Source organism: Rhodanobacter sp. TND4EL1 (assembly GCF_054061035.1).
Genome location: NZ_JBSSDT010000003.1, coordinates 126,642 through 140,100, shown reverse-complemented (window position 1 = coordinate 140,100; position 13,459 = coordinate 126,642). Strand labels below are relative to the sequence as shown.

Annotated in this window: 12 protein-coding genes; 8 read left to right on the top strand and 4 right to left on the bottom strand. The window is 66.1% G+C overall.

Annotated features, from left to right (window positions below; translation table 11 throughout):
* The first annotated feature begins 147 nt into the window (after positions 1-147).
* The 4 genes from ACVWWQ_RS12425 to ACVWWQ_RS12410 all read left to right on the top strand — a co-directional run bounded on the left by ACVWWQ_RS12425 (position 148) and on the right by ACVWWQ_RS12410 (position 6,057).
* The gene (locus tag ACVWWQ_RS12425) at positions 148-1,164 is read left to right on the top strand and encodes a class 1 fructose-bisphosphatase (RefSeq protein WP_133949045.1); all 1,017 of its coding nucleotides are present in this window, start codon (positions 148-150) and stop codon (positions 1,162-1,164) included.
* Between the two features lie 53 nt (positions 1,165-1,217).
* Positions 1,218-2,126, top strand: coding sequence for a patatin-like phospholipase family protein (locus tag ACVWWQ_RS12420; protein ID WP_133949047.1), 909 nt, complete (start codon positions 1,218-1,220; stop codon positions 2,124-2,126).
* 83 nt (positions 2,127-2,209) lie between these two features.
* A complete protein-coding gene (locus ACVWWQ_RS12415; protein ID WP_133949049.1) occupies positions 2,210-4,267 on the top strand; it encodes an alpha/beta hydrolase family protein in 2,058 nt (685 codons plus the stop codon).
* Positions 4,268-4,371: 104 nt separating this feature from the next.
* On the top strand, positions 4,372-6,057 hold the full coding sequence (locus tag ACVWWQ_RS12410; protein ID WP_133949051.1) for an AarF/UbiB family protein: 1,686 nt from the start codon (positions 4,372-4,374) through the stop codon (positions 6,055-6,057).
* Positions 6,058-6,124: 67 nt separating this feature from the next.
* On the opposite strand, the gene ACVWWQ_RS12405 is transcribed toward ACVWWQ_RS12410, so the two are convergent.
* Together ACVWWQ_RS12405 and ACVWWQ_RS12400 are read right to left on the bottom strand one after the other, a co-directional pair.
* Positions 6,125-6,301 carry a hypothetical protein gene (locus ACVWWQ_RS12405; protein ID WP_166669720.1) on the bottom strand — a complete coding sequence of 59 codons (177 nt, stop codon included), beginning with the start codon at positions 6,299-6,301 and terminating at the stop codon, positions 6,125-6,127.
* A gap of 117 nt (positions 6,302-6,418) precedes the next feature.
* Positions 6,419-6,757, bottom strand: coding sequence for a PRC-barrel domain-containing protein (locus ACVWWQ_RS12400; protein WP_099653254.1), 339 nt, complete (start codon positions 6,755-6,757; stop codon positions 6,419-6,421).
* Positions 6,758-7,034: 277 nt separating this feature from the next.
* On the opposite strand from ACVWWQ_RS12400, the gene ACVWWQ_RS12395 reads away from it, so the two are divergent.
* The 3 genes from ACVWWQ_RS12395 to ACVWWQ_RS12385 are packed head-to-tail and all read left to right on the top strand — an operon-like array spanning position 7,035 to position 9,779.
* Positions 7,035-7,418, top strand: a complete 384-nt coding sequence (locus tag ACVWWQ_RS12395; protein WP_099653255.1) for a GntR family transcriptional regulator — start codon at positions 7,035-7,037, stop codon at positions 7,416-7,418.
* 1 nt (position 7,419) lies between these two features.
* The gene (locus ACVWWQ_RS12390) at positions 7,420-8,310 is read left to right on the top strand and encodes an ABC transporter ATP-binding protein (RefSeq protein WP_133949053.1); all 891 of its coding nucleotides are present in this window, start codon (positions 7,420-7,422) and stop codon (positions 8,308-8,310) included.
* Positions 8,307-9,779: a hypothetical protein gene (locus ACVWWQ_RS12385; RefSeq protein WP_133949055.1), complete on the top strand. Its 1,473-nt coding sequence runs from the start codon at positions 8,307-8,309 to the stop codon at positions 9,777-9,779. The genes ACVWWQ_RS12390 and ACVWWQ_RS12385 overlap by 4 nt, the downstream gene beginning before the upstream one ends.
* A gap of 358 nt (positions 9,780-10,137) precedes the next feature.
* Here the strand turns inward: ACVWWQ_RS12385 and ACVWWQ_RS12380 are convergent, their stop codons facing one another.
* Entirely contained in the window at positions 10,138-11,253 is a 1,116-nt protein-coding gene (locus tag ACVWWQ_RS12380) for a PA0069 family radical SAM protein (RefSeq protein WP_133949057.1), read from the bottom strand.
* Between the two features lie 147 nt (positions 11,254-11,400).
* On the opposite strand from ACVWWQ_RS12380, the gene ACVWWQ_RS12375 reads away from it, so the two are divergent.
* Positions 11,401-11,640, top strand: a complete 240-nt coding sequence (locus tag ACVWWQ_RS12375) for a hypothetical protein (protein ID WP_133949059.1) — start codon at positions 11,401-11,403, stop codon at positions 11,638-11,640.
* Between the two features lie 14 nt (positions 11,641-11,654).
* Here the strand turns inward: ACVWWQ_RS12375 and ACVWWQ_RS12370 are convergent, their stop codons facing one another.
* Positions 11,655-13,331, bottom strand: a complete 1,677-nt coding sequence (locus ACVWWQ_RS12370; RefSeq protein ID WP_133949061.1) for an AMP-binding protein — start codon at positions 13,329-13,331, stop codon at positions 11,655-11,657.
* Positions 13,332-13,459 lie beyond the last annotated feature (128 nt).

Below are 13,459 nucleotides of genomic sequence, written 5' to 3'. Positions count from 1 at the left end.
TGAAGGGACAGTCTGCGCACCTGCTGCTGCCAACGTGCTGTCAGCAGCGAGGCACAACGATGACTACCGGGCGCTGACGGATGCGCCGGGCTGGCACTGTTCAGGCGGAGCCGGGACAATACGCGTTCCTTCTGCCACGGATTCGACATGAAGCCCATCTCGCTGATCCAGTTCCTGATCGAGGAACGCCGCGCCGGCCACATCAACGCCGAACTCTCACTGCTGATCGAAGTGGTCGCGCGCGCCTGCAAGCGCATCGCGGTGGCGACCGGCAAGGGCGCGCTCGGCGGCGTGCTGGGCGAGGCCGGCACCGGCAACATCCAGGGCGAGGCGCAGAAGAAGCTCGACGTGATCTCCAACGAGATCCTGCTCGAAGCGAATGCCTGGGGTGGTCATCTGGCCGCCTGTGCGTCGGAAGAGATGGAGCACCCGCAGCAGATTCCCGACGGCTACCCGAAGGGACAGCACCTGCTGCTGTTCGATCCGCTGGACGGCTCGTCCAACATCGACGTCAACATCTCGGTCGGCACCATCTTCTCGGTACTGCGCTGCCCCGACGGCGTGACCGAACCCGATGCCAGTCACTTCATGCAGCCGGGCACCACCCAGCTGGCCGCCGGTTACGTGGTCTACGGCCCGGCCACCGTGCTGGTGCTGACCTTCGGCCACGGCACTCACGAATTCACGCTGGATCGCGAAGTAGGCAGCTTCGTGCTCAGCCGGCGCAGCATCCGCATTCCCGAGCAGGCCACCGAATTCGCCATCAACATGTCGAACCAGCGCCACTGGCAGGCCCCGATGCAGCGTTACATCGGCGAACTGCTGGCCGGCAAGACCGGTCCGCGCGGCAAGGATTTCAACATGCGCTGGGTCGCCTCGATGGTCGCCGACGTGCATCGCATCGTGACCCGCGGCGGCGTGTTCTATTACCCGCTGGACGCGAAGATCGAGAAACAGGGCGGCAAGCTGCGGCTGATGTACGAGGCCAACCCGATGGCCTTCATCATCGAACAGGCCGGCGGCGCGGCCACCACCGGACGCCAGCGGATCATGGACGTGCAGCCGACCGGACTGCATCAGCGCGTGCCGGTGTTCCTCGGCTCGAAGGAAGAGGTCGAACTGGCCGGTCGCTATCACGCCGAAGCCGACGCCGCGCAAGGCTGACGTCACGCATCAGCGGGCTCCTGCGCGCCACCTCTACATCGATGCGACTTCCCATGCCCATCCGCCGTCTGCTGCCCCTGTTTGCCACGCTGCTGTTGAGCGGCTGCTTCCACGCCAGCAAGCCGGTGGCGCCGCCGATCGTCGCGGCGCCACCGGTGCCGCTGAAGATCGGCCTCGCGCTGGGCGGTGGTGCGGCCAAGGGCTTCGCGCATATCGGCGTGATCAAGATGCTGGAGGCCAGCGGCATCCACCCGGACGTGGTGGCCGGCACCAGCGCCGGCAGCGTGGTCGGCGCGCTCTACGCCAGCGGCATGGATGCGTTCGCGCTGCAGCAGACCGCGTTCGGCCTGGACGAGGCGAAGATCCGCGACGTGCGGCTGTTTTCCGGCGGTCTGGTCCAGGGCCAGGCGCTGCAGGACTACGTCAACCAGCTGGTGCACAAACAGCCGATCGAGCAGTTGAAGATGCCGTTCGCGGCCGTTTCCACCGAGCTTGAAACCGGCAAGCGCACCGTGTTCGTGCGCGGCAACACCGGCCGCGCGGTGCGTGCGTCCTCCAGCATTCCCGGCGTGTTCGAACCGGTCGAGATCCACGGCAAGCATTACGTCGATGGCGGCGTGGTCAGCCCGATTCCGGTCGACGCGGCACGCCAGCTCGGCGCCGACTTCGTGATCGCGGTGGACATCTCCGCCGCGCCGGACGGCACCAATCCGCAAGGCATGATGAGTATTGTCGGCCAGTCGATCGACATCATGGGACGGCAACTGGCGGCGCAGGAAAGCGCCCGTGCCGACGTGGTGATCCGACCCGATCTGCGCGGCATCGGCGCCACCGATTTCGAGCAGAAGAACCAGGCGATCCTGGCCGGCGAGAAGGCGACGCTGGCGGTGATTCCGGCGATCCGCCGCAAGCTGGCCGCCTTGGCTGCGGCGCGCCAGGCCGAGGCCGCAGCCAGGCCCTGATCCGCACGCGGCGTGCCATGCAGCACTTGGCACGAGTCACAGCCGGCGAGTAGTTTGGCGACTTTCCCCGCCGGAATTTCCCCATGCCGAAACGTCAGCACGTTCTGACTCCATGCCTGCTGCTGGGCCTCGCACTGGCCACCACGGCGCACGCCGACACGGCGAAGGTCGATCCCCGCATCGAACAGGTGCTGACCGAGCTGGGCAAGGCGCAATCGATCCAGGCGGTGGCACTGTCACCGGACGGCAGGCAACTGGCGTGGGTGATCGAGCGCCACGGCAAGCCGGCGATCGAAGTGGCGGACGCTGACGGCCGCAACGTGCATCCGCTGGGCGCCATCGGCAAGCCGGGCAGTTGCGCCGAATCCGGCATCGCCTGGTCGCCCGACTCGCGCCAGCTCGCCTTCATCGCCAATTGCAGCGTCGATCTCACTGCCACCAAGGCGATGCAGAACGCGATCTACCTGACCGAAGGCAGCGGCAAGTCCGCGCCGAAGCGGCTGGCGGAATTGAAGGGTTATGTGCGCTCTCTGCAATGGACCGGCAACGGCAAGTCGCTCGGCTTCCTCTATGTGCCGGGCGCCACCCGACGCGCCAGCGCAGTGTTCGCGGCCAAGCCGCTGGTCGGCGAAGTCGGCGTGACGGGCGTGGAAGTCCAGCGCGTGGCCAGCCTCGACGTGGCCAACGGAGCGCTGCGCGAACTCACACCGGCCAGCATGTATGCCTACGAGTTCGACTGGTCGCCGGACGGTACCCGGATCGCCTACACCGCAGCTCCACCGCCCGGCGACAACAACTGGTGGATCGCCAAGCTCTATGTGCAGGATGCACAACCGGATGCCCCGGCCCGCGTACTGGTTGATCCCTCCAGCACCGCCAGCGGCTCCCTGCATGGCCTGCAGATCGCGCTGCCGAGCTGGTCGCCGGACGGAACGCGGATCGCCTTCATCGGCGGCCTGATGAGCGACCAGGGCGCCACCGGTGGCGACATCTACGCGGTACCGGCGGCCGGCGGCGCGCTGATCGACCTGACCCCCGACATCCATGTCACGCCGTCCTGGCTGCGCTGGACCGGCCCGCAGTCGATGCTGGTCAGCCAGGTCAGCAACGGCCAGAGCCAGCTCGCCGATTACGCGGTGTCCGCCACGGCGGCCCGACAGCAGGCGGTCCATTTCACCCTGCCCGCCAGCATCGGTGACGGCAGCGCGTCGATGGCGCTTTCGCTGTCCGCCGACTTCAGGCAGGTCGCCTTCCTGCAGAGTTCCTACGCCAGCGCGACCGAAGTCCATGCCGGTGCACTCGGCCACACGCCACCGCCGGCCGTGACTTCGTTCAACGCGGGCCTGAAGCCGTCCTGGGGCAAGGCCGAATCGGTGGAGTGGAACAACGAGGGCTTCCACGTGCAGGGCTGGCTGTTGTACCCGGCCAACTACAATCCGAAGAAAACCTGGCCGATGGTCGTGGTCGTGCATGGCGGCCCGTCGAGTGCGGTGATCCCTCGCTGGCCGGGTGTCGGCTATGGCGCGGCACCACTGTCCGCCCTGGGCTATTTCGTGTTCATGCCCAATCCACGCGGCAGCTTCGGACAGGGCGAGAAGTACGTGCAGGCGAACCGCAAGGACTTCGGCTACGGCGACCTGCGTGATGTGCTGACCGGCGTCGACGCGGTGGAGAAGACGCTACCGGTCGACGACAAGCGCCTCGGCCTCACCGGCTGGAGCTACGGCGGCTTCATGAGCATGTTCGCGCCGACCCAGACCCAGCGCTTCCGCGCCGTGGTGGCCGGTGCCGGCATCTCCAACTGGCAGAGTTACTACGGCGAGAACCTGATCGACCAGTGGATGCCGCCGTTCTTCGGCGCCACCGTCTACGACGACCCGGCGGTCTATGCGAAGAGTTCGGCGATCAACTTCATCAAGCAGGTGAAGACCCCGATGCTGATCGTGGTCGGCGATCGCGACGCCGAATGCCCGGCGCCGCAATCGTTCGAGATGTGGCACGCGCTGCGCGCGCAAGGCGTGCCGACCTCGCTGGTGGTGTATCCGAACGAAGGCCATCACTTCGTCGATCCGGCGCATCAGCGCGATGTGCTGCAGCGGGCATTGGAGTGGTTCGGCAAGTACCTGCCGGCCAGTGAATGACGAGCCGCGGCAATGCCGCGTCAAGGCCTGGCCTTGACGCGGTATTGCCGCAACAACCGTCAGGATCGTCCAACACCGGACTGGACCGGATGGGGATCCCAAGCATGAGTGACTACGGCAGCCTTTCCCGCTACGCGCAGATCGGCGCGTTTCTGCTGCGCTATCGCAAGGCCGGGCTGTTCGACGGGCTTGATCTTGATGTGCAGGAAAGCACCCTGGCGGACCAGGCCGACCAGGTTCCCGCAGGCCAGCCCGAACAGTTCGTCAACGATCTGGAAGCGCTCGGCCCCACCTTCATCAAGATCGGCCAGGCGCTGTCGACCCGCCCGGACATGGTGCCGCCGGCCTACATGAGTGCGCTGGAGCGCATGCAGGACAATGTGGTTCCCGTGCCGGTCGCGGCCGTGCGCGCGGTGATCGAGGAAGAACTGGACGCGCGCATCGCCACGTTGTTCAGCAGCTTCGATGACGAACCGCTGGCGGCCGGCTCGATGGCGCAGGTGCATGCCGCGACGCTGCGCGATGGCCGTGCGGTGGTGGTGAAGGTGCAGCGACCGCATATCGCGCAGACCCTGCGCGAGGACCTGGCGATCCTGGACAAGCTGGCCGGTGCGGCCGAGCGGATGACCGAGATGGGTCGTCGCTACGGCTTCGTCGACTGGGTCAGCGAGATGCGCCACAGCCTCGCCACCGAGATCGACTTCGAGCTGGAAGCGGACAACCTGCGACGCTTCGCGGCCAATCTGGAATGTTATCCGCGGCTGTACGTGCCGCAGCCGGTGGAGGGCTTCACCACCACCCGCGTGCTGACCATGGATCGCGTGCGCGGGGTCAAGGTGACCCACATACCAGCGGTGCGGCGGATCGAGCAGCCGATGGGTGCCGAAGCGGCCGAGCTGATGCGCGCCTATCTCGATCAGGTGTTCGTGCACGGTCTGGTGCATGCCGACCCGCACCCGGGCAACGTGCTGTTGATGGACGACCGGCGACTGGCACTGTTCGATCTGGGCATGGTCGCGCGGTTGACCCCGCGCACCCGACGCAACCTGCTCAAGCTGCTGCTGGGCGCGATCGGCGGCAACGCCGACCAGGTCGGCGAGATCAGCGAGGCGATGGGCACCCAGCTGGAGGATTTCCAGCATGGTACCTATCGGCGACAGCTCGACCAGCTGGTGTCCAGCTATGTGGGATTCCAGGGCGCCAAACGCGGCTTCTCCGAAGGACGGCTGGTGCTGGAACTGGCCCGCATTGGTGCGGCTTGCGGACTGCGACCACCGCCGGAGATGAGCATTCTGGGCAAGACCCTGCTCAACCTGGAAGCGGTCACCGATGCGCTGGACCCGAACCTCGACGTGCGTGCGCTGGTGGAGCAACACCTGCAGCAGGTCTTGCGTCAGCAAGCCATCAGCTCGATGTCACCGGCCAACCTGGCCAGCGAATGGCTGGACATGCAGGAGCTGGCGCGACACACGCCGCAGCACATGGCGGCGATCCTGCGCACGCTGGCGGAGAACCGGCTGCGCGTACGTATCGACGGGCTGGAAGAGTCGCGCATGATGGAAAGCATGCAAAAGATCGCCAATCGCGTCGCCAGCGGCATCATCATCGCGGCGCTGGTGGTGGGCGCGGCACTGGTCAAAGGCACGGCAGACAGCGGCCGCTGGTTCGGCCTGCCTTACCTCGCGGTGATTTTTCTGGGCGTGGCCGTGGTGCTCGGCGGCAGCCTGCTGCTCAGTGCACTGCGGCGCGATCGCAAGGTGGAGCGCGCGGCGGATCGGGAAACGGGCTGACGACAAATCGCAGGCGAAAAAATGGGGCCGTGCCGGCCCCACTTGGTTGATCACTCCGCTTGATTGATCACTCCGGCGGATCCTTGCGGCGGGTCTTGGTCACCGCACCGACGATACCCAGGCCGAGCAACACCACCACACCGCCCACGATCCACTGGTTCGGTACGTGGGCCAATACGGCGATATAGGCGAGACCGCCGATCACGACGATCATGCCGATCAGATAGATGGCGAATGAAGACATGGATGACTCCTGTGCAGGTCGACGCGCCAGACCGGCGCGTCGAGGTGTGCACACATTGCAGTCGATCAAGCCTCATCGGCGCGTGAAGAACTGGCGCCGATCAGTGCCGGCCACGCTTCAGCGGTAATAGCCACGCAACTGCTCGGCGAAGGCCGGCTCGGCGAAGTTCGGCCAATGATCCTTGTCGAAGCCGGGCGCATCCTTCAGGCGTTCCTTGCTGACGTTGAGGATCAGGCATTTGTTTTCACCATCGACTGCCAGCGATTCCCATGGCACGGCGAACAGCTTGTCGCCCATGCCCAGGATGCCGCCGTACGACAATACCGCATAGGCGACTTTGCCGGTGGAGGTGTCGATCATGATGTCTTTCAGGTCGCCCAGCGAGTCGCCCTGGGGATTCTTGATGGCATCGCCGGAAAGAGTGGAGGCAGAAAGGAAACGGGGTGCGGTAGTCATGGAATCTCCTTGGAGGAACGCACGGCGTGTATCAATGACCGTACTGTTGGGGTGCTGACAGCGTGCCGGCACCGCCGTGAATCTGCGGTACCCGCACCGGCCCGAAGACTCCACGCCCGGTTAACGGGGTGGGCGCGCGTCCCGCATTCGGTGGTAGTGGCCTGAACCGCACACCTGGCGCCGCGGTGATTTGCATGGCGATCGCCAGGCTTTCGCGGGCGCTCCCTGCCGTTGGTCATGCTTGACGCCGTTCATGTGTATTGCTGTACTGATACACATGGATGCATCATTGCTCAACATTCAACCTTCCGCCAGCGAGCCGATCTATCGGCAGATCGTCGAGCAACTGCGCCGACTGATTGCCGGTGGCCAGCTCACCCATGGCGAATTGTTGCCATCGGTGCGCGAGGTCGCCGGCTTCCATGCGATCAATCCGATGACCGTGTCGCGCGCCTACGGCATCGCCGAAAGCGAAGGTCTGGTCGAGCGCCTGCGCGGCAAGGGCATGGCGGTGATTGCCACGCGCAAGACCGCACAGAGCGAAAGCCATCGACTGGCCCTGCTCGAACCGCAACTGCAGGCGCTGGCGCGTCATGCGGACGAACTCGAATTGCCTGCCGCGCCGGTACTGCGGCGCCTGACCAAACTGCTGGGAGAATGAGATGAACGCGATGCTGCGCGAAACCGGATCTGCCGCCCCGCTCGCCGTGAGCGGTCTCGTCCACTGCTACGAGGGCGGCAATGTACTCACCGGGGTGGATCTGGTGCTGGAACCGGGCAGTGTGCTCGGCCTGATCGGCCGCAACGGCGCCGGCAAGTCGACCCTGATCCGCATCATGCTGGGTTTGCTCGAACCGATGGCCGGGATCGCGACAGTGTTCGGCAAACCGGCGCTGGCGCTCGGCGACGAGGCCAAGGCGCGCATCGCCTATGTGCCGCAGCAGCCCGAGGCGTTGGCCTGGCTTACCGCGCAACAGATGCTCGACTTCGTCGGCCGTTTCTACCCGCGTTGGGACAAGACCTTCGTCAGGAATACGCTGGAGCGCTGGCAGATCCAGCCGAACCGGCTGCTGGCAAAGCTGTCGCCCGGCGAACGGCAGCGTGTCGACCTGATCCGGGCACTGGCCTCGCAACCGGAACTGCTGGTACTGGATGAGCCTGCAGCGGCGCTCGACCCGGTCGCCCGTCGCGAACTGTTGCGCGAGGTGGCACTGCGCGCCGGCGAGTCCGGCACCACCGTGCTGTTTTCCACCCATATCGTGTCGGATCTGGAGCGCGTGGCTTCGGAAGTGGCGTTTTTGCATGAGGGCAAGTTGCTGATGCGCTGCAGTGTCGATGAAACCAAGGAGCGTTACGCGCGGCTGTGGCTGCCCGGGCGGCTGAGCGCGGCCGCTCCCGACCACAGCCTGAGCCGGCGTCGCCACGATGACGGCAGCCTCAGCCTGGTGGTCGAGCTCGACGAGCGCGGCTGCTGGCCGCAGGCCGCCAGCCTGGCCGGCGCCCGCGTCGACGCGCTGGGCCTGGAGGACCTGTTTGTGGAGGTGGCCGAATGAACCTCTCGCAGCTGTTTGCGATTCCCTGGTATTCGTCCCATCGCTCGCTGCGCTGGCTGGCGGTGGTGGTAATGACCACGTGTGCCGGTTCGGCCATCGGCCTCGGCCTGTTCGGCAGCCAGCCCGGTCACTTCGCTGGCGCGATCTTCATGTTCGGCGTGGGCCTGTTGTTCGTGTGGGCATTCTTCCTGTCGACCACCCTGTTGCTGGCGATCGATGCGTGGCAGCTGCGCATGCCGGCGATCCAGCGGCAGATCGTGGCGTCCCTGCTGCTGCATGCCGGGCTCGGCATCGCCGTGCCGACCCTCGTGCTGGGCATGCTGGGCGCGCCGGTGCCCAATGCCGCGATCGTGCTGACGCTGTGCACGTCGGTCGGGTTCGCGTTCGCGTTGATGCCGCGCTATTGCGCCATCTTCTTCGGGCTGACGCCCACTCTGGGCAATACACTGTGGCATCGCCTGCACCTGCCCGGCATCGACGACCCACGCTTCGTGCTGATCGCGCTGCCGCTGATCGCGCTGTCGTTGCTGTTGATCGTGACCTGCTGGCGCAGGCTGCTGCGCAACGGCTCCAGGCGCGCGCACGGCTGGAGTTCGCCGATGGTGCTGCAATATCGCAGCGGCGGCTGGGGCCAGTGGAGCGCCATCGGCGACCTGCGCCAGCTGCAGCAGCGACCGGACTGGCTGCAGCTGGCCGTCAGCCTCGACGGCGTGGGCCCGACGGCGCCGCGCAAGGCGTTGCGGGTAGCGCTGGGCGGTTGGTACCTGCCGCAAACCTGGCGCAGTTACGCCAGGCAACTGGGCCTGATGATCGCCTTCATCGCACTACCGTTTCTGGGCCTCGCGTGGCTGCTGCACTGGGGCGGACAGGACGCACAGGCCGCCGACGCGATGCGTGGCGTGTTGATCGGAAGCCTTGGCATGGTCGGCGGCGTTGCCGGTCCCACGATCTGCACGTTCAGCCTGATTTGGCTGAACAGACGCTGGCAGCAGGTCAATGCCGAACTGCCCCTGCTGGCACTCCTGCCGGGGCTGGGCGAGCCGGCGCAGGCGCGGCGTCAAGTGGTGCGCGCCGGACTCGGCCTGCCGCTGGTTCTGCACGCGCTGCTGGCGCTGCTCATCGGTGTCGCCATGTTGTGCTGGCATGGCCACGTCGCGATGCTGTCGTTCCTGCTGCTGGCCCAGTTGGGGGCAGCGACCGTCACCGTGGCGATGCTGCTCAATCTTTTCGGTGGCCGCCGGCTGTCCATCTGGGTGATCGGCGCGGTGCTGGTCACCAGTTTCGTCCTCTGCCTGTTGAGCCTGCTTCTGCCGGCGATGCGCTGGAGCCATCATCCGGTCGCGGGCCTCGAGCCGCTGCTGCTGCCCCTGATCGGCGCGTGGCTGCTGCTCGCCGCCGGCATGGTCTGGCTGGCCCGGCGCGGCTGGCGCGGAATGATGCAATTGCCGCATCCGTTTGTGCAGGTTTGAGGGACCGCCCTCATGCAGTCGATCACTTCCAGGCGGCTGCACGGCAAGTACGGGCTGTCGTGGCGAACCGCCGAGCGGATCATCCAGCAGCATTCGAGGCGTTCCGCCAACTCCGGATTGGCGTGGTTGGCTGATCGGCGGCCTGTACCTACTTGGCTGGTGCTGGCTTTTTCTTCGACGCGTGCCTGGCGTTTCCGATGGCTTCGCACGGACGTGTCGCGCTGCTCGAATTGCCCGCACTGGCGGCGCTTGCCGTCGCCCTGCCGGTGCTTCCGCGACGGCCGTCCGCTCGGAAAATCCTGGCCGCGGCGCGGGCCGCGCAGGCAACGTGACGGGATGAACCGGTGCGCCTGACCGTTCAGAACAATTCGCCCTGCGGCGAGGGTTTGCGCGGCGGCACGAAGCGTGAGGTATCCAGTTGCAGCTCGCGGGCACGGCCGAAACCGTGCTTGCGGCAGGCAATTTCGAAACGTCGGCGCAACAGGTCGGCGAACACGCCTTGCCCGCGCATGCGGGTGGCGAAGTTGCTGTCGTAGTCGCGGCCGCCGTTCATCTGCTGGACCAGGCTCATCACATGCTCGGCGCGCTGCGGCGCGTGCAGGGCCAGCCATTCGCGGAACAGGGCCTTCAGCTCGTGCGGCAGGCGCAAGGTGGTGTAACCGGCGCTGTCCGCGCCGGCATCGGCGGCCTGCGCCAGCACCGCTTCCATGTCCTTGTCGTTGAGCGCGGGAATGATCGGCGCCACCAGCACACCGACCGGCACGCCGGCCTCGGCCAGCGTGCGGATCGCCTTGATCCGTCGATGCGGCGCGCTGGCGCGCGGTTCCAGTTTCGCGGCCAGATGGTTGTCCATCGAGTTGATCGAGACGAACACCTGCACCAACTGCTCGCGCGCCATGGGAATCAGGATATCGAGATCACGCTCGACCAGCGCGTTCTTGGTCACGATGGTGCAGGGGTGATGGCATTCGGCCAGCAGCTCCAGCGCGGCGCGGGTCAGTCGCCAGCGCTTCTCGATCGGCTGATACGGGTCGGTATTGCTGCCGATGTTGATCGGGCTGATCACGTAGTTCGGCTTCGCCAGTTCCGCCCGCAACACTTCGGCGAAGTTGCCCTTGGCGCGGATCTTCGTTTCGAAGTCCAGGCCGGGCGAGAGATTGAGGTAGCTGTGCGACGGGCGCGCGAAACAGTAGATGCAGCCGTGTTCACAGCCGCGGTACGGGTTGATCGCCTGGTCGAACGCGATATCCGGCGAGTCGTTGCGGCTGATCACGCTGCGCGCGCGTTCTTCGGTGACACGGGTTTGCGGTCGCGGCGCGTCCTCGTCGAGCAGCGCGCTTTGCCAGCCGTCGTCTTCGGCCTGATGATGGCGGCTTTCAAAGCGACCTTCCGGATTCGACGCCGCACCGCGTCCCTTGTGGGGGCGAAGCGGAAGCGGTATGTCGCCAGTTTGAGACGGAGCGGGAACAGTCATCGACACAGTGTCGCGCGGCGGAATCTCAGTCCCGGCGACACCGCGGCGGAGCGTGATCCGGTGCAGCTCGGGCGGGAATCCACGGCGCTATGATTTGCCGGCGCGGTCGCCGTACGGCGACGCTCATCCACTTGCCGGAGCCTGACGATGCGCTGGTTGCTGCTGGTTTCCACGCTGTTCGCATGGGTGCTGTGTTTCACCCGCCACAGTCCCGGCGCATGGGGCTTCTGGATGCTGGTCGCGCTGATCGGCGTGTTCGCCACCACGCTGGCTTTCGTGCAGGCACGCATTGCCGGCAACGCACGCGACGAAAGCCTGTCGGAATACGACCTTCGACGCTTGCGCGAAGGCAAGCCGCCACTCAAACATGAGCGCACCGAGGGATAGCCCAGCTCCGCGGATCAGGGTGTCCGTTCGGCCACCATCGCCTCGCGCATCAGATACTTCTGCACCTTGCCGGTCACCGTCATCGGGAACGCGTCGACGAAGCGCACGTAGTGCGGCACCTTGTAATAGGCGAGATGATGCCGGCAATAGTCCTGGATCTCGGCCACGCTGGCCTGGCTGCCTTCGCGCAGCCGGATCCACGCGCACACCTGCTCGCCGAACTTCGCATCGGGCACGCCGAATACCTGCACATCCTGGATCTTCGGATGGCTGTAGAGGAATTCCTCGATCTCGCGCGGGTACACGTTCTCGCCGCCACGGATGATCATGTCCTTGAGCCGACCGACGATGCTGCAATAGCCGTCCGCGTCGATCATCGCCAAATCACCGGTATGCATCCAGCGTGCCTCGTCCACGACCTCGGCAGTGCGTGCCGGATCGTCCCAGTAGCCCAGCATCACCGAGTAGCCGCGCGTGCACAGTTCACCCGTCACGCCGCGTGGCACCACCTGACCGGCTTCATCGACCAGCTTCACCTCCAGATGCGGGTGGATGCGGCCGACGCTGTCCACGCGGCGCTCCAGCGGATCGTCGGGCACGGTCTGGAAGCTGACCGGGCTGGTTTCGGTCATGCCATAGGCGATGGTGACTTCGCTCATGTGCATCTCGCTGACCACCCGGCGCATCACCTCGGCCGGGCACGGCGAACCGGCCATGATGCCGGTGCGCAAGCTGCCCAGGTCGAACTCGGCGAAGCGCGGATGTTCCAGCTCGGCGATGAACATGGTCGGCACGCCATGCAGGCCCGTGCACTTTTCCTCGGACACGCACTGCAAGGTGGCCAGCGCGTCGAAACCCTCGCCGGGAATGACCATGCAGGCGCCGTGGGTGACGCAGGCGAGGTTGCCCAGCACCATGCCGAAGCAGTGATAGAACGGGACCGGGATGCACAGCCTGTCCTGCTCGGTAAGCCGCATCGCCTCGCCGATGAACCAGCCGTTGTTGATGATGTTGTGGTGGGTCAGGGTGGCACCCTTGGGTGCGCCGGTGGTGCCGGAGGTGAACTGGATGTTCACCGCGTCGTCGAAATTGAGCGTGGCCGCGAGCGCATGCAGGCGCTGCATGGCCGCTGCGTCGCCCAGCGTCGCCAGCTGCGACCAGCTGCGTGTTCCCGGCTCGGCCTGGTCGTCCAGCAAAACCACCTCGCGCAGCTTCGGCAACCGTGCCGCGTGCAACTGGCCCGGTTCGCTGGCGGCCAGCTCCGGCGCCAACTCGGCGAGGATCGCGAGGTAGTGCGAAGTCTTGAAGCGACGCGGCAACACCAGCGCGCGACAACCGACCTTGTTCAACGAATATTCCAGCTCGTGCGTGCGATAGGCCGGATTGATGTTGACCAGAATCAGTCCGGCCATGGGCGCGGCGAACTGCAGCACCACCCATTCGGCTCGATTCGGGGCCCAGATGCCGACGCGCTCGCCACGCTGCAGACCCAGCGCAAGCAGTCCGGCGGCGATCCGCTCGACCTCGGCATGGAATTGCCGGTAGCTCAACCGCACGTCCTGCGCGCGCACTACCAGGGCCGGACGCTGCGGGTATTTCGCCGCGATGCGATCAAGCAGGCCTCCGACGGTATCGCCCAACAGCGGTTTCGCACTGGCGCCGTGCACATAACTTGGTGTGGCTGTGGTCATCCACGAACTCCCGTCATCGCGTTCACCGGAGGGTCGTTCCAGCATACCCGCTGCCGGAGCCGTCACGATCGCTGCACATGGGAGCACCGACGCTTGCCCGGCGTGGCGCGCCATCGCGGGCCACCGGC